The 20,486-nt window shown below is 69.1% G+C and carries 19 protein-coding genes and 1 pseudogene; 7 read left to right on the forward strand and 13 right to left on the reverse strand.

What is annotated here, in order from left to right:
* Positions 1 to 85 precede the first annotated feature (85 nt).
* From ACIQIB_RS22160 to ACIQIB_RS22220, 13 genes and pseudogenes are all read right to left on the reverse strand, one after another.
* Positions 86 to 1,255 carry a JmjC domain-containing protein gene (locus ACIQIB_RS22160; protein WP_400759934.1) on the reverse strand — a complete coding sequence of 390 codons (1,170 nt, stop codon included), beginning with the start codon at positions 1,253 to 1,255 and terminating at the stop codon, positions 86 to 88.
* Positions 1,255 to 2,304, reverse strand: a complete 1,050-nt coding sequence (locus ACIQIB_RS22165) for a hypothetical protein (RefSeq protein ID WP_400759936.1) — start codon at positions 2,302 to 2,304, stop codon at positions 1,255 to 1,257. Before ACIQIB_RS22165 ends, ACIQIB_RS22160 begins: the two co-directional genes overlap by 1 nt.
* The gene (locus ACIQIB_RS22170; RefSeq protein WP_400759938.1) at positions 2,297 to 4,174 is read right to left on the reverse strand and encodes a hypothetical protein; all 1,878 of its coding nucleotides are present in this window, start codon (positions 4,172 to 4,174) and stop codon (positions 2,297 to 2,299) included. The genes ACIQIB_RS22165 and ACIQIB_RS22170 overlap by 8 nt, the downstream gene beginning before the upstream one ends.
* Positions 4,175 to 4,290: 116 nt before the next feature.
* Positions 4,291 to 4,662 carry a hypothetical protein gene (locus tag ACIQIB_RS22175; protein ID WP_400660182.1) on the reverse strand — a complete coding sequence of 124 codons (372 nt, stop codon included), beginning with the start codon at positions 4,660 to 4,662 and terminating at the stop codon, positions 4,291 to 4,293.
* A 446-nt stretch (positions 4,663 to 5,108) separates the two neighbouring features.
* Positions 5,109 to 7,661: a valine--tRNA ligase gene (gene valS / locus ACIQIB_RS22180; protein WP_400660185.1), complete on the reverse strand. Its 2,553-nt coding sequence runs from the start codon at positions 7,659 to 7,661 to the stop codon at positions 5,109 to 5,111.
* Positions 7,662 to 7,791: 130 nt separating this feature from the next.
* Positions 7,792 to 8,472, reverse strand: a complete 681-nt coding sequence (locus ACIQIB_RS22185) for a GNAT family N-acetyltransferase (protein WP_400660188.1) — start codon at positions 8,470 to 8,472, stop codon at positions 7,792 to 7,794.
* Between the two features lie 426 nt (positions 8,473 to 8,898).
* Positions 8,899 to 9,243: pseudogene (locus ACIQIB_RS22190) on the reverse strand (hypothetical protein); the annotation flags it as partial.
* The gene (locus ACIQIB_RS22195) at positions 9,137 to 9,943 is read right to left on the reverse strand and encodes a GNAT family N-acetyltransferase (RefSeq protein ID WP_400658122.1); all 807 of its coding nucleotides are present in this window, start codon (positions 9,941 to 9,943) and stop codon (positions 9,137 to 9,139) included. The pseudogene ACIQIB_RS22190 and the gene ACIQIB_RS22195, both read right to left, overlap by 107 nt.
* Before the next feature lie 123 nt (positions 9,944 to 10,066).
* Positions 10,067 to 10,426 carry a hypothetical protein gene (locus ACIQIB_RS22200; RefSeq protein ID WP_400658120.1) on the reverse strand — a complete coding sequence of 120 codons (360 nt, stop codon included), beginning with the start codon at positions 10,424 to 10,426 and terminating at the stop codon, positions 10,067 to 10,069.
* Complete coding sequence (locus ACIQIB_RS22205; protein WP_400658118.1) at positions 10,423 to 10,809, reverse strand: pentapeptide repeat-containing protein; 387 nt, start codon at positions 10,807 to 10,809, stop codon at positions 10,423 to 10,425. The genes ACIQIB_RS22200 and ACIQIB_RS22205 overlap by 4 nt, the downstream gene beginning before the upstream one ends.
* Before the next feature lie 446 nt (positions 10,810 to 11,255).
* Complete coding sequence (locus tag ACIQIB_RS22210) at positions 11,256 to 11,489, reverse strand: DUF397 domain-containing protein (protein ID WP_400759939.1); 234 nt, start codon at positions 11,487 to 11,489, stop codon at positions 11,256 to 11,258.
* Between the two features lie 65 nt (positions 11,490 to 11,554).
* Positions 11,555 to 11,788 carry a DUF397 domain-containing protein gene (locus ACIQIB_RS22215; RefSeq protein ID WP_400759941.1) on the reverse strand — a complete coding sequence of 78 codons (234 nt, stop codon included), beginning with the start codon at positions 11,786 to 11,788 and terminating at the stop codon, positions 11,555 to 11,557.
* Positions 11,785 to 12,645 carry a helix-turn-helix domain-containing protein gene (locus ACIQIB_RS22220; protein ID WP_400759943.1) on the reverse strand — a complete coding sequence of 287 codons (861 nt, stop codon included), beginning with the start codon at positions 12,643 to 12,645 and terminating at the stop codon, positions 11,785 to 11,787. The genes ACIQIB_RS22215 and ACIQIB_RS22220 overlap by 4 nt, the downstream gene beginning before the upstream one ends.
* A 222-nt stretch (positions 12,646 to 12,867) precedes the next feature.
* On the opposite strand from ACIQIB_RS22220, the gene ACIQIB_RS22225 reads away from it, so the two are divergent.
* From ACIQIB_RS22225 to ACIQIB_RS22255, 7 genes are all read left to right on the forward strand, one after another.
* The gene (locus tag ACIQIB_RS22225; protein WP_363612172.1) at positions 12,868 to 13,314 is read left to right on the forward strand and encodes an ATP-binding protein; all 447 of its coding nucleotides are present in this window, start codon (positions 12,868 to 12,870) and stop codon (positions 13,312 to 13,314) included.
* 5 nt (positions 13,315 to 13,319) lie between these two features.
* Positions 13,320 to 13,742, forward strand: coding sequence for a hypothetical protein (locus ACIQIB_RS22230; protein WP_400759947.1), 423 nt, complete (start codon positions 13,320 to 13,322; stop codon positions 13,740 to 13,742).
* Between the two features lie 30 nt (positions 13,743 to 13,772).
* Positions 13,773 to 14,495, forward strand: a complete 723-nt coding sequence (locus tag ACIQIB_RS22235) for a hypothetical protein (RefSeq protein WP_400658106.1) — start codon at positions 13,773 to 13,775, stop codon at positions 14,493 to 14,495.
* Between the two features lie 103 nt (positions 14,496 to 14,598).
* Positions 14,599 to 15,408 (forward strand): alpha/beta hydrolase, encoded by an 810-nt coding sequence (locus ACIQIB_RS22240; protein ID WP_363612178.1) that lies wholly within the window; start codon positions 14,599 to 14,601, stop codon positions 15,406 to 15,408.
* Between the two features lie 464 nt (positions 15,409 to 15,872).
* Complete coding sequence (locus tag ACIQIB_RS22245; protein ID WP_363612180.1) at positions 15,873 to 16,031, forward strand: FxLD family lanthipeptide; 159 nt, start codon at positions 15,873 to 15,875, stop codon at positions 16,029 to 16,031.
* Positions 16,032 to 16,183: 152 nt separating this feature from the next.
* Positions 16,184 to 19,204, forward strand: coding sequence for a lantibiotic dehydratase (locus ACIQIB_RS22250; RefSeq protein WP_400759950.1), 3,021 nt, complete (start codon positions 16,184 to 16,186; stop codon positions 19,202 to 19,204).
* Positions 19,201 to 20,481: a lanthionine synthetase C family protein gene (locus tag ACIQIB_RS22255; RefSeq protein WP_400759952.1), complete on the forward strand. Its 1,281-nt coding sequence runs from the start codon at positions 19,201 to 19,203 to the stop codon at positions 20,479 to 20,481. The genes ACIQIB_RS22250 and ACIQIB_RS22255 overlap by 4 nt, the downstream gene beginning before the upstream one ends.
* The last annotated feature ends 5 nt before the right edge of the window (positions 20,482 to 20,486 follow it).

Below are 20,486 nucleotides of genomic sequence, written 5' to 3' on the forward strand. Positions count from 1 at the left end.
GACTGCCCCTTCGGGTGGGGCGATGGTTACTCCCTATCGTCGTGCAAGGCCGCCGGACAGGGCGAAGGGCCGCGGTGCGCTGGATCTAGGGGACACAGGCGATCAGGCCAGCCTCGATGAGGCTGGCTGCAATCGTGCTGTCCGCTTTCTCGGCTGGGTCGGACTTCGCCGCATGAACGGTGGTCGGGGAGTCTGCGTGGAGGTCCGCCAGGAGGGCTACAGCCTGCGTGCTGGCGCCGAAGACACCACCGGCTGCGGCGAAGACGATCTCTCCGCTTGACGCCGATCCGAGCAGCTCCACGCCACCTGGGATCAACGAGCGGACCCGGCCGACCTTGGTCGATGGAACGGGTTCGGCTGACGGTCCGGTTCGAGAGCGAAGCAGCTTCCGGTACGCCTCGTCGCTCGGGGGGAACTCGGCCGCGCCCAGATGGATCGGGACCTGGTCACGGGAAATCCAGTTGTGGCGGCGGAGCAGCGCGATGGAAAGCAAACCGCTGTCCTCGCCGAGCGGAACTGCCTGATGCGGATGTCCTTCCGGAAAGAGGAGACAGTCTCCTTCGTGAAGGACCTCGTCCAAGACCACTTGGCTGGGCGGGCCTCCCTCGGGGGTGTCCCAGTCTCCGAGCTGGAATCGCTTGCTGCCCCAGAGCATGAAGGCGATGACGTCCTGACGGTCCGAGTGCCAGCCCGTGATGCTGGTGCTCCCGGCGGAGACGAACAGCTTCGTGAAGACGTCGGCACCGGACACGGCGATGATGTCGTCCACCAGCTCGGCCAGTGACGGGATGCAGCGATCGAACTGGCGGATCCCGAGCGTGATGCCTTCGGTGAGAGCCCGCCTTACTCGGTGGATGTCCATCTGGAAGGTGTCGGAGTCGGGTTCCAGCCGGTTCCCGAACCGTTCTCCCGGGAGCTTGCCTTTGGCATCACGGAACTCCATGTCCGCGTTCGCCCCGGTTGTCGCGTTGGCGACCAGTCGGGGCTCCGCAGTGAGCCACCACTCGTACTGCGCACGCCCGCACGGCAGCGCAGCGGTGTCTCCCTTGGCAGTGCCGAGGGCCGGCTCGGTACAAGGCGCTGCCAACGCGGCCACCACGCGGTCGCCGAGCCGCGCCCGGAGCCGTGTGGCGGCATGCTGGACGGCGGCCTCGTTGGCTGTCCGTACTCGGGCGACGAGCTGAGGCGGGAGGTCGCCTTGCTGGACGGCAAGGCGGTCTACCTCGTCGAGTCGACGAACGGCGTGCGACGTCATCAGGATTGCTCCAGCGTCTTGAGCAGGGGGGCGAGACCGGCCGCGAGGTCCGTTTGCAATCCGGGCCAGGGCGATACACCGAGGCGGTGGACATGGACTCGGGAAACCAACTCCCGCACGATCCGGCGCGTGGCTGCCGGATCGGCTCCGGCGTCGCGCATGTGCTCCGCAAGCCAGGCCATGGACTCCTTTTCCGTGCCTGCCGCCTGCAGGAAGCCGGCGGGTACCGCTGGGGCAGGTGTGAGTACTACCAGTCCAATGGGAAGCGTCGCACCGAGATGAGTGGCCGAGCCGGCAGGGAGGGGAACGGTTGTGCGTTGGTCTCCCTGCCGGACGGCTTGGGCCAGCGGGACGCCAAACGCCACACCGGTCATCGTGTCGAGCAGCACGACTTCATCTGTGGCTGTCGCGGCGAGCCCTGTGTCTCGAGCCCAGCGGGCGGCGGTGGTCTTGCCGGCCTTCTGGTTTCCACACACGATCACGCTACGGCCGGACGGCATCACCAGAAGGGCCGCGTGGAGCGCGGAGAACCGTCTGCGGTAGGGAGGAGTGAGCAGCGGCGGCAGAGCAGGCAACATGCCGGTGTAAGGGCGCCATCGAGGGTCGCGGGGCATCCGATACTCGACGCCGGCCCGGTTGCCGCTGACCGAGCGGTGGAGCAGGTCGATTCGGACCCCCGGACGTAGCCGTAGAAGCACATCCGCGGTGCCCCGGAGTCGCGGGCGCGCGACACCGAGGTTCACCTGGAGGGTGTCTCGGTGGGCCTTGTCGTCTGCCAGGTATCGCACCGTCACGCCCCCCACTTCGACGTCGAGGAACGGGAACAGCCCCTCGTCGTCGAGATTGGACGTCGGGTGTGTCTGGATCTGCGACACAGTCACGTCGAATGCCGCTTGGAGAGGGATCGTCCACAGCTGGTCGTTCTGCCAGAGACGAGCACCGAGGGTCCCGTCGATGACGTACAGCATGCTTGTCCGGTTGTCGACCACCTCCCATGCCCCGTCCGACCGTTCCGCAGCGGCCCAGAGGGGTGAGGTCCTGTCAGCCATTGACGTTCCCCTCCTCAAGCCCGTCAGCGCTGTGCGTGGACATCCGCGAACGGAGAGCCCCGACACCGACCAGATACGCACCGTCGACCGATGCATCGAGGTCGGTGAGCGGTACGAGCAGGTCGTCGACGAGCGCCGGGCTCTGGAACACACCGACGGACCGATCGGTCGCCAGCGCCACAGCTATGCGCTGGGCGTCCCGGCCACACTGGATCAGAGACTCCTCCCATGCGGCAGGGCCCTCCCCGTGCTGCTCCGGCACGAGCCAGACAACCAGGGAGATGCCTGCGGTCCAGGGCTGGCCGATGGCGGCACGCTGAATGTCCTCAGAGCTGGGAGCTTCCCCTGTGCGGAGCAGCGTCCCGGCCCCGTCTTTCCGGTAGGCGCCGGCGTCGAGATTCCCGCAGGGCAGCAGGAGGCTCAGCCGAACGCCGCAGCGCGAGTCGCGCAGAATCGGCAGCAGGGTGTCCAGGATCCTGGCCGGCACTGCCTGGTGAGTGAAGGAGCGGCTGGTACGACGCGCGGCCAGAGCTGCGGGTAACGCTGACCAGGGCAGTGGTCCACCGGACGTGCTGGTGCTCGCCTTGTGTGACGTCGTCCGGGCCTCGCAGGCTGCGTCTGCGTGAACGAGCAGGGAGGGAAACCAGCTGGCGTTGATCCACGGCTGCGCTGCTGTCCACAGGGCCTCGGCCTGAGTTGCGGGGACGAGTGCACGCGCTGCAACCAGCACGGAGAGTTCGTCCTGTGATGCGCCGCTCTGGTCGCGGATGTGCGCGAGGGACGAGGGCCGGTCACCTCTCGCGCTCGGGTTTGCGTAGGCGAGCGCGGTTACCGCGGCCGGTGAAAGGGCGACGAGTGTCACGGGCTCCGAGTGGACCTGGGCGTACAGGCCGGTTGCCGCAGGGACAAGAGACAGGAACGGGTTGGTGCGGTACTCGGAGTCCGCGGGTGCGATGGAACCGGTTGTCGGCACCGGCCGGGCAGACACCTCGGCCGGTGCCGGCGTGGCAAGCAGCAGTCCGAGAATCGGATCAGTGCCGGTGAACGCTGGAATCGGCAACCAGGCCGTGCTCCACCCTGTTGCCTGAACTGCCATGTTCAGGGTCTCCACCACGTGTCCTGCGTCGATGAGGACTGGGCGGAGCGCCCGCACGTCGCGGTAGCGCCACATGGCGCGCTGGACATGGCTGGAGACGACGAAGGCGATGCCGAAGGGTGGCACCTCCGCCTCCATCGGGATGTCGGAGCCTGCAGGGACGAGCGTGTGCCGATCGCCGTCGTACCACCATGCGCCTTGCAGTTCGGCGGGCCATCCAGTACCGATGAGCACACCAAGATCTGTGGGATGCCGGGCCCCGCCGGACGGGCTGGTCTTGAGCACGATCGGTCCGTGCCGGCCCTCGCGGCGACCGGTGATCCGTCCGGCGGTCCCCAGCCAGGCCGCAAGAAGATCGACACCTGCATTCGCGGCCAACTGGCCAACCGGTAGCTCAGCCTTCGGCAACGTGGTCTGTGGTCCGGAGCGCGGTGTTGTAGCTGGAGGCGGTCCTGCGTGAGCCGCGTAGCCGTCCATGAGCGCGCGGTCGACCTCGTGGCTGGCCTCCACGCTGTAGTCGAGGAACGGGTAACCGAGATTGAGGCGGCGGTAGAAGGCGAGGAAGTCCTGGGCCGGTGCGGCCCCAGTCTCGTCCAGCGTCATTCCGAGGTGCTGGACCGCCGTGGTGAACTCGTCGCTCGCCTCGCGGCCGGGGCCTCGGGCGATCCACGAGAGCAGCGTGCACTCCCGGTCCTTGCCGGAGAGCATGTAGGCCTGGCGGGTGCCCGCGTCAACGGAGATCCACCGCGAATCGGCCTGGATCTGGGGGGCCATGGCTCGTGCCGGGAAGACTCGTACTCTGTCCATTGATCACGTACCTCGAGGGTCGCAGAAACAGGACCGGGCGGGAGGGCCCGCGGCGGGGATGCCTGTCGCGGGCCGCCGCATACTCAGGAGCTGTTCTGGACGAGGGCGCGACGGAAGAGCGGAACCGCCGTGTAGATGCCGGCGGCCGTTCCCGGCATCGAGAACCACACGGCCTCGTTGGCCGCCGAGCTCGTGGGGGCGGCGAACCGCTCCAGGTCTGAGCGGGTCAGCAGCCACCGCCGGTCACTGTCAGGGTCGGAGATCAGGATCGACTGATCGCCCGAACCAGCGCCCGGCACCACCGGCACCTGGTCGCACAGGGTCTGGGACGGCAACACGAACACGATGTCGGCCCCGTCGCCGGATTGGGCGTTGCTCAACTCGAAGTCCGCCAACGAGGACGGGTCGAGGATGTACGTGGTGTGCTTCTCGGGGTCCTGCACTGCGATTTGCACGGGCACCTCCCGTGGATCGGCCGTGGGCCTGGTGGGTCCAGGCGCACTGGGGTGTGGTTCTTGTGACGCGCCAACAGAGGGATGAACGACATCTCTGGTGCTCGATGAAGGCATGACGGGAAGCGTGCGGAGAGTCTTCAGGTCGGCCGTCGAGTGGGACCGCTCCGGTGGTTGGCCGGCCAGGCCGTTTGCATGGAGCAGGCCGTGGCGCTCCCTGGAGTGCCTACGTAGAGGTGGTCGATCGTCACTCTGAGGTTCAGACTCTAGTACGACCCGGGAGGCTCCGCGCAACCTTTTGGGCTCCGGCGTTCGCGTTGTCCGAAACTGCGTTGCTTCGCCGCGAAGTTGGTTCGACCCATCTACCGACTGCCCGCCAGGAAAAAGCAGAACGGTGGCGCCTGATCATCGCCGGGATGAGCAGGCGCCACCGCCATGAACTGTCCTGGCTACAGGAAGATTTCGTACGTAATGTCTTCCGAGTCAGCCGTCTCGAAGGTCACGTCGAGGACATGCCCTGCCGACTGGACGTCAGGGAGCACCTGGCGCAGTAGCGCCAACGCCGGTTCCGCCCCACGGGCGACTACCTTCGCCACGTCCGCCCGCATCGACAGCTGGGCGGCACTCTTCGCCTTCCGGACAGCCGCGATCGCCTCGGCCGCCACGCCGAGCAGTTGGGGATCGCCGACCGGCGCACGCTCCCGCAGCTCAACCGCGGTGGGCCACTGCGCGCGGTGGATCGAGCCGGTTTGCCACCAGCTCCATGCCTCTTCGGTTGCGAACGGCAGGAACGGTGCCAGGAGGCGCAAAAGTACTGAGAGCGCATGGGCGAGGGTGGCTTGGGCCGACGCTGCGGGCCCCTCTCCACTCTCACCATAGGCACGATTCTTGACCAGCTCGACGTAGTCGTCGCAGAACGCCCAGAAGCACCGCTCGACGGTCTCCAGAGCGCGGGCGTAGTCGTAGCCTTCAAGTTGCTCGGTGGCCTCGCCAACCACCTCGGCGAGGTGCGCGAGGAGCGCCTGGTCGAGGGGCCGGGTCACCAAGGCGTCCGGCTGGTCGGCGCCGAGGCCGAGGACGAACTTCGACGCGTTGAGGATCTTGATGGCGAGGCGGCGGCCGATCTTCATTTGGGCGATCTCGAAGGCCGTGTCGGTGCCGGGTCTGGCGCTGGCGGCCCAGTAACGCACAGCGTCCGAGCCGTGCTGGTCCAGGAGGTCGAGCGGGGTAACGACGTTCCCCTTCGATTTGGACATCTTCTTGCGGTCCGGATCGAGGATCCAGCCGCTGATCGCCGCGTGCCGCCAGGGCAGCTCGTCGTGCTCCAGATCCGCGCGGACTACCGTGGAGAACAGCCAGGTTCGGATGATCTCGTGTGCCTGCGGGCGCAGGTCCATCGGGAAGACCCGGTCGAACAGGTCGTCGTCGTAAGACCATCCGCCGGCGATCTGCGGTGTGAGGGAGGACGTCGCCCAGGTGTCCATCACATCGGGGTCTCCAGTGAAGCCGCCCGGAGCGTCACGCTGGTCTTCGGCGAAGCCGGGCGGTACCTGGCTGGTCGGGTCAACAGGCAGCGAGCCTTCCGCCGGAAGGAGCAGCTCATCGGTGGGGTTTCCAGCCGAATCAAGCCGGTACCAGACCGGCACCGGGACGCCGAAGAACCGCTGACGGCTGATCAGCCAGTCGCCGTTGAGGCCTTCCACCCACGCCTGATACCGGTGCTGCATGTGGTCTGGGTGCCAGCTCAGTTCCCTGCCGCGGCCCAGCAGCGTTTCGCGAAGAGCCTCGTCCCGGCCGCCATTGCGGAGGTACCACTGGCGGCTGGTGACGATCTCGAGAGGCTTGTCGCCCTTCTCGTAGAACTTCACCATATGGTTGAAATGGCGCGGTTCTCCGGCCATCGCACCGCTGGCACGGAGCATCTCCACCAGTCGCTCACGGGCGGTGTGCGGCGTCGCTCCGGCGAGCTGCGCGTAGGCCGCCTTGGCCCCTGGCGTGTCGAGACCGGCCGGCGGGTCCGGGAGGAAGCGACCATCGCGTCCGAGAACCGGGCGGGTGCTGAGGTTGAGCTCACGCCACCACACCACGTCAGTGGTGTCACCGAAGGTACAGACCATGACAAGGCCGGTGCCCTTCTCCGGGTCGGCCAGGCGGTGGGCGAGCACCGGAACCTCGACCCCGAAGGCCGGTGTGCGCACCGTAGTGCCAAACAGTTTCTGGAAGCGTTCATCGTCGGGATGCGCCACCAGCGCCACGCAGGCCGGCAGCAGTTCGGGTCGGGTGGTCGCGATCTCTACAGCCTGCCCACCGGGCGCATCGAAAAGCAGATGGTAGTAAGCGCTCGGACGCTCACGGTCTTCGAGTTCGGCTTGGGCGACCGCGGTTCTGAAGGTGATGTCCCAGAGCGTTGGAGCCTCGGCCTGATACGCCTCACCGCGGGCCAGATTGCGCAGGAAGGCCAGCTGCGAGACTGCCCTGGAACGACTGTTGATGGTCTGATACGTGTGCCGCCAGTCAACGGAGAGGCCGAGCCTGCGCCACAGACTCTCGAAGACCTTCTCGTCCTCAACCGTAAGCCGCTCACACAGCTCGATGAAGTTCTGGCGGGAGACGGGGATCTGCTGCTTGCCAGGGGTCTCGGGCGGGCTGAAGCCGGGGTCGTAAGGGAGGGACGGCTCACACCGAACGCCGAAGTAGTTCTGGACGCGACGCTCGGTCGGCAGGCCGTTGTCGTCCCAGCCCATCGGGTAGAAGACGTTCTTGCCCCGCATGCGCTGGAAGCGGGCAATCGTGTCGGTCTGCGTGTAGGAGAAGACGTGTCCCACATGCAGGCTGCCGCTCACCGTGGGTGGCGGGGTGTCGATCGAGTAAACCTGCTCGCGCGTGGCGGTGCGGTCGAATCTGTATACGCCCTGCTCGTCCCAGGTCCAGGCCCACTTTGTCTCGAGGCCGTCGAGCGTGGGCTTGTCCGGCGTTCCTGGGCGAGGGGATGCGGTTGTCATGGCAGTAGATGGTATCGGCCTCCGGGACATCTCAAATCCCGTGCAAGCAAGTCCAGTTCTCGGGGTGGGAGACTACATTCCGTGAGGCATCGTCATCAAATATGACACTCAGTCAGGAAGTGGTGCGCTCTCAGATGCTCGCGGTGGATGAGAAGGTGCCATCCTCTCCTGCCGCTCCGAACAGTGGCAGACAGGGGGCTAGACCGACAGTGTCGATCTCAAGCGTACGGTGGGCTTCCCATTGCTCTCGGGTCAGTCGCAAGCGCCGCATGATGGTGGCCTGGCCTCTGACGATTCGCCGTTCTGTGCCGTCGTGTCGGTAACCTAACTTCCTCGACACCGCGAGAGACGCCGTGTTGTCAAGAAACGCACCAGTGGTGGCCTCAGCAGCACCCAAGCCGGCAAACGCCAGGAAGAGGACGGCGGCCCGCATCTCAGTGCCAAGCCCGCGCCCCTGGTGGGGAAGTCCGAGCCATGATGCGGTGTTGACCTCACGCACCAGATCGAACGACCTCGCCGCGAGTGCCTGAGCTCCCACCACTCGGCCGTTCTTGAAGACCGCCAGGTTGAGCGACCAGTTGTCCGGGGTCCAGCTGCCGACTCTGAGGCAGTGTTGCTGTATCACCGCGCGCGCTCGGCCGACCGGGGGAAGGTCCGTCCACGCGCTGCTGAACGGCATCATCTCAGGGCCATGCACACCCGCTGCGGCGAGGTCGGCCAGTTCTGCCAGCTCATCCGAGTGCGGCAAACGGAGCTCTAGCCTTGGTGTACTCAGCCGCAGACCGAACAGTGGCCAGTGATCGATCAACACGATCAAGTGTGTGCACCATACCGACGCGTTCGCACGTCGTGGCACGCCGTCCGAGGTACCGTCGCCGACACTGCCCCTATGCGGTAAGGGCGACCGTCGTGCCGCTCGACACCGAGGAAACGGGACTGCCGCTCGGTAGCCTTTTGGCGCTACTGGGTGGCGCAGTGAAGAAGTAACGGGCGGAAGCGCTTCGACGTAGTCCGCGGGGGTGCCGGGCCAGGCCGAGGGGTCGAACAGCCATGTGGAGGTGGTGGTGCCGTCCGGCGGGGCGCCCGCCGGCCTCGGCGGCCTCGCGCGGCAGGCTCTTCGAGAGCTTGCCGCCGTCGCTGCCGAGAATCTGGGGGGTGAAGATCCGGACGGGCAGCGGCCCGGGCGGCCGGCCGATCGCTCGCTGGTCGGTGCGATAGGCAGGAATCCGAGGCCGGCCAGCTGCGCCGCCTTGTCCGGGTTGTCGCTCAGCGGGTCGATGCCGGTGGCGCCGAGTGCGGTGAGTATCTGGGCGGCGGCGGTGTAGTCGCTCCCGTCCTCGGGCGGGCCGCGTGCGGCGTTGAGGGGCTGCCCCCTTCCGTCTTGTCCCCGACCTGTGGAAATAGTCTGAGATGGTGAGTTACGTGCCCCGAGTCCGTCGGGGGCTGTTCGTGCTTTCGGCCTGTTCGTTCTGCGTTCAGACCACAGCGGTACAGACGAATCCGAGATCCGACAGGCCCTCGCTCTGGCACAGGCGGTCGGAGGCGCCGCCGGCGGCGGTCTGCAAGATCTGGTAGTCGGCACCGGCCTCCTGGCCCCAGTGCATTGCGGCCCGCCACAGGAGGCGGCCGATTCCCAGGCCCCGGTACTCGGGGAGCACTCCGAAGTACTGCGGAAGCAGACGCATTCGGCCGATCGGGTCGGCCATGGTCTCCATGGGGCCGATGGCTCCAGCCACCTGGCCCTCCCGGACGGCGGTCAGGACCGGGCCGACAGTGTCGATCCGGGAATGCAGGAAGGCGAATCCCTCATCGGCCATTTTCTCCGCGAACGTGCCGAAGGTGGCGCGCACCTCCTTGGGCTGCTCGGTCAGGGTCTCGATGCCGTCGGCCGCAGGAGCGGGGCGGTCGAAACTGCGGAGCTGAACGCGAGTGGAGGCGGCGACGGTATCCGCGGTGGCCTGGAACCAGACGACGCGGGCCTTGGCCGCGTCGTAGGTGGCGGTGAGCTTCGCGGCCAGTTCCTTTGCTTCCGTCCGGCGTTCGGGGGCTCCGTAGAGGTGGATTCGGAGGAGGCCGTGGCCGGTGATGGTGGGGATGAGCGTCCGGTCCTGGTTTTGCACGATCTCGTGGAGCAGTACGGCTTCGTCTTTGCGGTCCGACCAGCGGCGGTCTTTGTCGTGGGCCAGGAAGCTGCCGGTGCCTGACACCCTCAGCACGTCGGCCATCAGGTCGGGAGTCACCGCGTCCGGATGGCTCGGGCCGAGTGTCGGCAGGTACGGCACGGTGAGGAGGGGCCGCATCCTGTCCCAGCGGAATCCCATGCACCCACGCTACTCGCCCGGCACAGAGGGCTCATGCCCAAGCGCGGGTTGCGCCAGGGCCTGAGCGTTAGTGATCGCCTGCGATCAGTGGGGGTTGTCGTCGCCCGCGTTGCACGAGCACTTCACGCTGTCCATACCGTGCAGCGCGGCGGTCGGCAGGGTCCGGGTCGGCACGGTCAAGAGGGGGCGGGGTGTCGGCTGAACGCCCCGCGAGGCCAGGGGCTGTTCGATGCCGGTGACGCTGACCAGCTCGACGAGTACGGGGTCGGGGGTCTCGGGTTCGGGTTGCAACTGCCGGCACATCTCGGTGGTGACCGGATGCCACGGTCCGGCAGGCACGACCGCTCCGTCCTCGTACCCGGTCCCGCCGGTGGTGATTCGGACGGTGGTGTACTCGCACCGCCTGCGAAGCTCCTGGGAGGGGAGCGCGATCTTCAGGCTCACCGGGGCCTCCCGGGTACGGGGTCTTCGAGCTCGTCGCCGAACACGGTCTCCAGCTCGGCGACCAGGGCCCGGGCGAGTTCGGCTTCCTGCCCCCGGTCGAGGATGACTTTCGCGAGGTTCCCGGCACCGCGCAGCTCGGTGAGGTCGTTGCCGCGCAGGTCCATCTCCTTGTAGGAGCCGCGTTCGAACTCGGTGCGGCGCAGCGCGCATTCGTCGATGACGGCCCGGCTCAGGTCGCAGCCGGTGAACGTCGCCTCTGTCAGTACGCATCTGGAGAACACGACGGGGCCGGTGGCCCTGATCTTCTCGAACGTGGCGAAGTCGAACTTGCAGGCGTCGAAGAGGACGTTGTCGAGGGTCAGGCCTCTCAGGGTGGTGCCCATGAGCTCGCAGTCGCGGAACACGACGCGGGAGAGCCTGCAGGCGCACCCGTTCGGCCCGCAGGCGGGTGATGCGGCCTGCGGTGAGGGTGGCGTGGGCCAGGTCCAGGGCCAGGGATACCGGTGGTGTGGCCGGGCACCCACTCCGTTTCGCTGAGCCGGGTCCTCTTCTCCGGGGTCAGGTTCCAGCCCTGGATCAACAGTTCCCGCTCTTCCTCGTCTACCCACACCGTCGGCGAGCCGCCGCCCCCGGTGTTGGGGCCGATTCCGATGAACCACTGATACCCCTCCTGTCACGTACCTCGCGCATTCTTGCGCTCGGAGTTGACGTGAGCACCAGCATCGGGCCTCCGAGGCCGCCTGTCAGGCGTTTTCAATTCTGACGAGCCGCCAGTGTGTCGTTCTCGTCGTGGAGATCAGGTGGGTCGGCTGTTGACCGGTGCTGGTGGTCAGGGGGTGAAGTGGGGGGAGCGGGCTTCGATGGCCTGGACGAAGGCGGTCCATTGGGTGTGGTCGAAGGCGAGGTGGGGGCGGGTGGGGTGCTTGTCGTCGCCGAGCCAGACGTCGCCGTTGGGGAAGCGGGCGATGATCACGCAGTTGCCGTTGTCCTCCGCAGAGAAGGGGGACTTGGTCCACTGGGCGTCGGCGGGGTTGTGGTCGTAGGGGTCGTGGTTCTTGGTCACGGGATCTCCTCCTACGCGCGCGATGGCCCTGCCCGGAGGGGGCAGGGCCGTGCAGCTGGTGCAGTTCAGGTGGTGAAGTTGGGGGAGTGGGCTTCGATGGCCTGGACGAAGGCGGTCCATTCGGCGTGGTCGAAGGCGAGGTGGGGGCGGGTGGGGTTCTTGTCGTCGCCGAGCCAGACATCGCCGTTGGGGAAGCGGGCGATGATCACGCAGTCGCCGTTGCCCTCGGCAGAGAAGGGGGACTTGGTCCAGTCGGCGTCGGCGGGGCTGTGGTCGTAGGGGTCGTGGTCTTTGCTCACGTTAGCTCTTCCAACCTGCGCTCAAGGGCGGTGATGGTGTCTTCCGGCGACAACGCGAATTGCTTGACGCGGGCAAACATCCTCTCGGCCCGCCGCACGTCGCGTCCCGTTCTCCGGGGGAGCATACCGCCGATGGCTTCGACGAAGACGAAGCCATTGTCAAGGTCGTCCGGAAAGCGCATGAGGGTAATTCCTGAGGCCAGGATGCCCGGTCGCCCGGCGCTCAGCGGGACCATGCGCAGTGCGATGTTCGGGTACTGGGACACCTTGATTGCATGCTGAATCTGCCCGGCCAACACATCCTGGTTACCCGCAACAAGCAGCGCGACCTCGCCGAAGTATGCCTCAAAATCGAGCACCGGATCCTCTGTCAGTCGACGCTGGCGGAGGATGCGAACCTCGGCTCCTGCTTCGACCAACTCCTCGTTGGGAGCGTCGACTCCTGCGGCGATCATCTCCTTTGCGTAGCCCTCGGTCTGGACCAGTCCGGGGAACGCTGAGGGGAAGTAGTTCAGTATGTGCGACGCGTCCGCTTCGAGGGCGAGGTACTCCGCGAAGGCCGGGGTGATGGTCTCGGCATAGTCGAGGTCGCGCCACCACTGCCTCGACGGACCGCTCCCGAGCAAGTTCTCGAAGTACTCGCGGTCTGCGCCGGCGACTCCGTAGTAGTCCAGGAGCGTAGTCAGGTCGGCTGGGCCGACGGGCTGGTCGGCCCGCTCCATCTTGCTGAGGCGAGCTGGACTCCAACCCTTCAGGCCTGTTGTCACATCGATGAGGGTCTTGTTGTTCTCCAGCCGCAAGGCGCGCAACTCGTCGCCGAGCCTGATCTGCCTGATCGCGGACCGGTCAGTGCTCAAGTGAGGCTTCTCCCTTCGGGTGTGGACGACCAGTCTTGCCGGAGATGGCGGCTCGACTCAAGCCGGTTTCATGATCCACCGATTTTCTAGGGCGTTCTTGTTGCGTTTTCGAATAGCCAGGCCCCACACTCAACGTGACCGCACGGACACGCTCCTGACGGGGCGTCGTCGCGTCGTGCGTGCTGCCAATTTCCGCCCGCAACCGAGGCGAAGGGGCGAACCATGTCCACTTTGAGCAGACCTGTCCTCCAGACCTGGGAGGCGATCCTCACCGAGCACGACCGCTCGGTCCGGACCGCCCGCCACCAGGTCCACCAGCGACTCACCGACTGGGGGTGGCAGGGCGAGCGTGTCGACGACCTCGTCCTGATCGTCTCCGAGCTCGTGACCAACGCGATCGTCCATGCCTGCCAGGGGCAGGGCGAAGTCCGGCTCTACCTCCAGGAGTTCGGCGGCGACTGCCGCCTGGAGGTCTGGGACCCGCGCTGCGACCTGCCGCTCCAGGAGCGCCGTCCTCGCCGGTTCGGCGAGGGCGGGCGCGGGATCGAGCTGGTCCGGCAGCTGGCGTTCGACTTCGGAGTGGTCATACGGCGTGGTGCGGGCAAGCGCGTGTGGGTGCGCGTTCTGCTCGCCGAGGGGGAGAACCGCCCGGCGCCACTCAGGAGTTGAACGCCATGACCACGGACTGCCGCCCCAAGCACCGGCGCCGTCCCAAGCACCGCCGCAGTACCGCCGGACGTGATCACGCCGCGCGCGAAGGTCATTCGGTCACCCCCACCGCCCGTCGGACCATCGGCCACCCGACCGCCGACCGCCCGGCCACCGACCGCCCGGCCACCGGCCGCCCCAGCACCGCCGAACTCGCCGCCCTCGCCGTCGTGTTCGCCCTCAGCCTCGGGACCGCCTTCGTCGCCTCCGCCCTCGTCGACCCCGGCGAGCCCGCGACCGCTCGCGTCGTCTGGTGGACGACCCTCGCCGCCGCCCTGATGCGCGGCGTCAGCTGGTCGGACACCTTCCTCGACCGCCGGCACCGGCGCCAGTACCGGTACCAGCCCCAGCCCCACCCCCACTCTCTGCACCGCAGCTCCGACCGCTGACCCCCTCGACTCGTCCGGAGAAACACCCCCATGCACCCCGCCGCCATCGCCTTCCGCGACCCCGCCGCCCTGCACGCCCGCTGTGAGATCGCGGGTATCCGCAGACTCGCCATCGAACCCGGCTACGAGACCTGCGCCGTCCTGCCCGACGGCCACTGGGAACCCCTCCCCGACGGCTACCCCGAGCGGTTCGCGCCCAGCATCTTCAGCCGGGACAGCGGTCTCATCGAACTGTTCCGGCTCCCCGAGACCGTCACCGGCCGGGACGCCCTCACCGCGCTCGTCGGCACCCTCGGTGACCCCGTCCCCGTCACCCTCGGTGAGACCGACGACCCGCCGGGCGAGCCCACCACCCACCTCAGCGCCGACACCGGCCTGCGCCCCGGCCTGCACGTCGACAACCACCAGAACCTGCCGTACGCCGCCCGGGAGACGGCCCGCCGACGCCTCTGCGTCAACCTCGGACCCGGCAGCCGCTACCTGCTCCTCGCCGACACCGACATCAAGTCCATCTGCCGCACCCTCCACGACCGGTACGAGACCCACCACCCGCGCACCAACGACCTGCGGTTCTTCGTCACCCTCCGCCGCCCGCTGCGCGTCCTGCGGCTGCGGATCGACCCGGGCGAGGGTTGGTTCGCGCCCACCGCCGTGCTGCCGTACGACGAGTCCACGGAGGGCCAGGACCAGCCCTCGGCCACCGCCTCCTGGCTCGGTCACTGGGAGCGAGGGGTGTTCGGCCCGCTGATCTGACCCCATCCGGCGTGGTCCTCAGCGTGGCGCACCCGGGCCCGTCCGGGTGTGCCACGCTGGTGGGTGGGGAGGACCGGGGCACGACGAGATCGGGAGGCCCGTGATGGCCGAGATCAGGGTGAACGGGGTGGCGCTGCACTACGAGGCCCGGGGTTCCGGGCCCGGGGTGGTGCTGGTCCACGGCTCCTGGAGCGACGCCGACAGCTGGGCGCGTGTCATGCCCGGACTCGCCGAGCGGACCACCGTGGTCGCCTACGACCGGCGCGGGCACAGCCGCAGCGAGGACCTGCTCACCCAGGGTTCGGTGTACGAGGACGCGGCGGACCTGGCCGGCCTGATCCAGGGGCTCGGCCTCGCGCCCGCCTTCGTCTGCGGCGACTCGTACGGCTCGCTGGTCGTGCTGCGGCTCGCCGCCGCCCGTCCCGACCTCCTGCGGGGCCTGGCCGTGCACGAGCCGCCGGGGACGTCGATGCTGCTCGCCGACCCTACTCTGCGGCCCATCGGCACGGCCTTCGCGGACCGGATCAACGCCGTGCGGGAGCTGCTGGAGCAGGCGGAGTCGGCCGCGGCCGCCGAGCTGTTCGTGGAGTCGCTCGCGTTCGGCCCGGGGGCGTGGGAGCAGCTGCCCGCGCCGATCCGGCACACCTACATCCGGAACGCGCCGACGTACCTGGACGAACTGCGCGACCCCGACGCGCTGGACCTGGACCTGAACGCGCTCGCCCGGTACACGGAACCCGCGCTGCTGACGCAGAGCGACGACAGCGCGCCGATGTACGGCGAGGTGCTGGACATGATCGACCTCACCCTGCCGAAGGCGGAACGGCACCTGTACACGGGTGCCGGTCACGCTCCGCATCTGTCGCAGCCCGAGGAATGGGTGGGGGTGACCCTGCCGCGCGTCTTGGCGTGAGGCGCGGGTTGGGGGCGTGAGCGTGTCAGTGCGCGCCGGGGCTCACGCTGGGGCGCACTGACACGCCCGGACATGGGCTGTCCGGTACGCCGGGGGCCGGTTGCGATCGCGGACCTGGCGTCACTTTCCGGATTCCAGTGCAGGCCCACGGTAATCGTCACTACGCTCCCACCGGGCCCGAAGAACCGGTCGGCGGGCCACAGGGCGGGGTCTACAGCCGGGCCCAGCTCTTGAACCGCGCGCATGCGGGGAGACGGCTGACGTGTGAAGACGACAGCTGCCGTGCCCGACAACTGCACCGAGTCGTCGGGCACGGCAGCAGCCCAGCGCAGGTACGGGCGGATCCATCAGCTCCCGGCCGGGTGGCCGGGGAGCGGCTGTGGCAGCGCCGGCAGGGCGCTGCCCGGCAGCCGCACGCACCACCGTCCGAAGCACTCCCTTGGTTGCGAAGGAGGAACTGCAGGATGAACACGACCAGCACCGCACGGACCCAGCCCCTGTCGGAGACCAACACCGTCGACCTGGACCTGGACGTCACCATCGTCACCGCAGGCCCGGTGGCGGCAGCTCTGCTGTCGAGCACCGACGACGGGTGCGACACCGTCCGCGGCAGCGACTGCTGACCCTGTCCTGACTAGGTGCCTGGGCGGGCCGAGAAACTCCCGCCCAGGTACCCCGGGCGACCGCCCGTTCCCGACCGAAAGGTAAGGACATGGCAGCAGGTGAACACGGTTCGCACTATCAGCCGTTGGGGACAGCGTTGTGGCGGGCGAGTGTGATTGGCGCTGCCGGTGATCTGCCTGCCTGGCCGGGTGAGAGCGCGGACGCGGCCGAGCAGCGGAGGTGGATCGCGCGGGTCTGGACGATCCGGCCCCTGGCGCAGGCCGTCGCCCTGGCCAGTCCGTCCCTGGCCGGCCGGATCGAGCAGCTTCTCGTCGGAGGGGGTGACTCCGGTATCCGGCTGCGCCGTACGACGATGTCCCTGGCCCGTTACCTGCTCCGTGCTCAGGGCCGGGCCACCCCGTTCGGTGCGTTCGCCGGGGTCGGAACCCTCCGGTTCGGTGAGGGCGCCCGCTTTCGGTGGAGCGGGGACCACCGACTTCGGGCCCGCCCGGACGCAGTGTGGCTTGCCGAGGTGATCGCACGTCTCGAAGCGTGCCTGCCCTTGCTGGAGCGGCTGCCAGTCGTCGCCAACGACTGTGCGATTGAGCGGGGTTCGAGGCTGGTGGTGGCGTGCCAGCCGCATCTGAGTACCGTCTGCGGTGGCGGCGATGCCGTCGAGGAGGTGTCGGTTCGCCTGACCCCGGTGGTGCGCGCGATCACGGTGGCGGCCCGGACACCCGTTGCTGCCGCCGCCCTGGTGGACGGGGTCGTGGCTCGGTTTCCCGGTGTCGCCCGCGACGCGCTGCGAGAGGTGGTGGGCGGCCTGGTGGCGTGTGGCGTGCTGATCAGCAGTCTGCGGGCGCCCGGGACCTGCACCGACCCCCTCGCCCACGTGCTCGGACAACTGGATACGGCGGGCGCCGACGCCGTGCCTGAGGCGGCGGCGCTGTGCAGGGACTTGCATGCCCTCTACCGCGAGCTGAACGGCACCGGCCGATCCGGGGAGCTCGGCCGCCTCCGGGTGGCCGAGCGGATGCGTGCGATGGCCCCGGGCGCTGACCAACCCCTGGCCGTGGATCTGCGGCTCGGCGCGGCACTGATGCTGCCACAGGCGGTCGCCGACGAGGCCGCCGCCGCAGCCGGAGCGCTGATGCGGCTCAGTCCGCAGCCCACGGCGAGCCCGTCCTGGTGCGCCTACCACCGGGACTTCCTGGCCCGCTACGGTTCCGGCGTCCTGGTGCCGCTCGCAGTGCTCACCGACCCGACCCGGGGGCTCGGCCACCCGCTCCACTTCACCGATCCGCAGGCCGGCGTTGGGGTGACGCGGCGGGACAAGGCCCTGCTCGCCCTTGCCCAGCAGGCCGCGTTGGAGGGCCACGAGGAGATCGCCCTCGACGACGCCGTCCTCGACCGGATCGCTCCCCTGACCGAAACACCACACCGGCCGGTGACAGCGGTCGATGCCCTGGCCGACCTGTGTGCTGTGGACCTGGGCGCGATCGACCGAGGCGAGTTCACCCTGACCGTGCGGGGGCTCGGGCGCCGAGGCGCGACCACCGGACGGTTCCTCGACCTGCTGGAGAACGGCGGCCGCCGACACGCTGCCCTCCACTCCGACCAGCCGACCAGCGTGCACGGCGCCATCGCCGCACAACTGTCCTTTCCCCCGAGGCATGTTCGTACTGAGAACGTGCTGCGCGTTCCAGCCGTCCTGCCGTGGGTGATCCCCGTGGGTGAGCACCGCGCCGACACGCGCGGAACTCTGCCGCTCGCGGATCTGGCCGTCGCGGCGGACGCGCAGCGCTTGTACGTGATCTCCCGTTCGCGAGGCCGGGTCGTGGAACCGATGCTGCCGCTCGCCGCGGCCCGGCACACCATGCTGCCGCTGGCGCGGCTGCTGTTCGAGATCCCGCGCGCCGCCCACCCGGCGGTCGCCGTGTTCGACTGGGGCATCGCCGGCTGCCTGCCCCGGCTGCCGCGTGTACGCCACGGCCGCAGCATCCTCGCCCCGGCCCAGTGGCTTGTCGACCCCGCTGACCTCCCTGGACCCGATGCCCCCACCGACCAGTGGGAGGAAGCCGTACGGCGGCTGCGCGCCACCCGAGCGGTGCCCGCCCGGGTGGCGCTCGGCAACGGTGACCGGCTTCTGCGGCTGGACCTGGACAACCCGATGGACGTGGCCGTCCTGCGACGCCATGCCACGCCCACAGCCGCCCCGCTCAGAATCTCGGAAGCGCCTGCCACGGCCGAGCTCGGCTGGTGCGAGGGCCGGGCCCACGAGATCGTCATCCCGCTGGCGGCCATCGCCCCGCCGCGCCCTGCTCCGGCGTTCCTGAGCAGCACCCGCCCTCCGCCGGTCGCCAACCCGCACGACGGCGACGGCGTGGTGTCCGCCAGGCTCTACGGACCCCCGCAGACGGTCGACGAAATCCTCACCCACCGCCTGCCGGACCTGCTGAACCAATGGCCGACGCCCCCGCTCTGGTGGTTCGTCCGGTACCGCACCCCCGTCCCCCACCTGAGACTGCGCCTGCACGAGCCCGACCACCGGCACGCCTGCGGTCAGGTGGCCGCCTGGGCCCGGGAGCTGCGGCACGCCGGCCTGGCCGACGAGGTCACCCTGGACACCTACCAGCCTGAGACCGGACGCTACGGGACCGGGCCGGCGATGGCCGCCGCAGAGCGGCTGTTCAGCGCCGACTCGACTGCCGTCCTCGCCCAGCTCTCCTTCCTCGCCGCGAACCGGAACATCCCACCGCAGGCGCTGACCGCCGTGAGCCTGGCTGCCCTGGCCGCCGCTGTCGCCGGGGGCCGACCAGCGGGAATGCACTGGCTGCTCCGGCACCCCGAACACACTGCCGGGGCCTCGGCACAGGACCGCGCCATGCGCCGCCACGCACTGATCCTCGACCAGGACCGCACCGCCTTCCGGTCACTGGCAGGCGGCCGGGAACTGGCCGCCGCCTGGGCGGACCGCGCCGACACAGCGGCCCGCTACGCCGCACAGCTCACCGCCCGAGGCGGTCGGCCTTCTCCCGACAGCGTCCTCGGCTCACTGCTGCACCTCCACCACGCCCGCGCGTGCGGTATCGACCCCGTCGGCGAGGGCACGACGTACAAGCTGGCCCGGGGCATCGCCCTGGCCAGCACCGCCAACCCCGTCGACCGGCCGAACCGGGAAGGGGACCGATGACCGTGGCGAAGGGGAACACGTCGTACCCGTCGGCGCTGCGCGAGCGTGCCGCAGCCGTCGCCGAACACCTCGCCGCCGCCCTCGCGGTTCCGCCTGACGTGGATTTCGGAGCCGACACCGCCCCCGGCAGTGCGCGCTGGCGCGACCAGTCCCTGTCCAAGGGCGCTGCCGGAGTCGCCGTTTTGCACGGCCTGCGGGCCCGCGCCCAACTCGCCGACACCGCGCCCGTGCACGCCTGGCTGGCCCGCGCCACCCGCGACGACCTGAGCGTCGGCACCGGAGCGGGGCTGTGGTTCGGCGCCCCCGCCGTTGCCTTCGCCCTTACTGTCGCCACACCCGGCCGCTACCCGGGCGCAGCCGCCCGCCTCCACCAGGCGGTCACCCGCCTCACCGCCGACCGGCTGACCGCCGCCGACCAGCGGATGGATGCCGCTCTGCGCCCCTCACCGTACGAGTTCGACCTCACGCGCGGCCTGAGTGGCCTCGGCGCCTACCTACTGCGGGCCGACCCTGGCAGCGGTCTCCTGCGGCGCGTTCTCGTCTACCTGGTACGCCTCACCCACCCCATCGCCGCCCGCGACACAGCCGGGACCAGGGCGCCGGGCTGGTGGACCGCCGAGGTGCCCGCCCGTTGCGACGATCCGGCCTTCGCCGACGGACACGCCAACCTCGCTATGGCCCACGGCATCGCCGGCCCCCTGGCCCTGCTGGCACTCGCCGCGCGCGAGGGTGTCACCGTCGACGGCCACCACGAGGCCGTGGACACCATCTGCCAGCACCTCGACGCCTGGCGCCAGGCCTCGCCCGCCGGACCCTGGTGGCCCGAACGGATCACCCTCGACGAACTCGACGACGGGTGCCCTCACCAGGGAGGGCCGAACAGGCCCTCCTGGTGCTACGGCACACCAGGCCTCGCCCGCGCCCAGCAGCTCGCCGCCCTCGCACTCGGCGACACCGCCCGCCAGCGCGCCGCAGAACACGCCCTCGCCTCCTGCCTGGCCGACCCCGTCCAACTGAACCGCCTCACCGACCCCACTCTCTGCCACGGCTGGGCCGGCGTGACCGCCACCGCCTGGCACGCGGCCGCCGACGCCGACACACCCCACCTCTCACACCAGGTGGACCACCTGATCCAACGCCTGCTCGACCACGGACACCACACCGCCCCCGATGCGCTGCCCGGTCTCATCGAGGGCAGCGCCGGCGTCGCCCTCACTCTGCACAGCATCGCCACCGCCGGCACCGACGGCTGGACCACCTGCCTGCTGATCGGCTGAGAGGA

The sequence above is a fragment of the Kitasatospora sp. NPDC092286 genome, from assembly GCF_044755565.1.
GTDB lineage: Bacteria > Actinomycetota > Actinomycetes > Streptomycetales > Streptomycetaceae > Kitasatospora.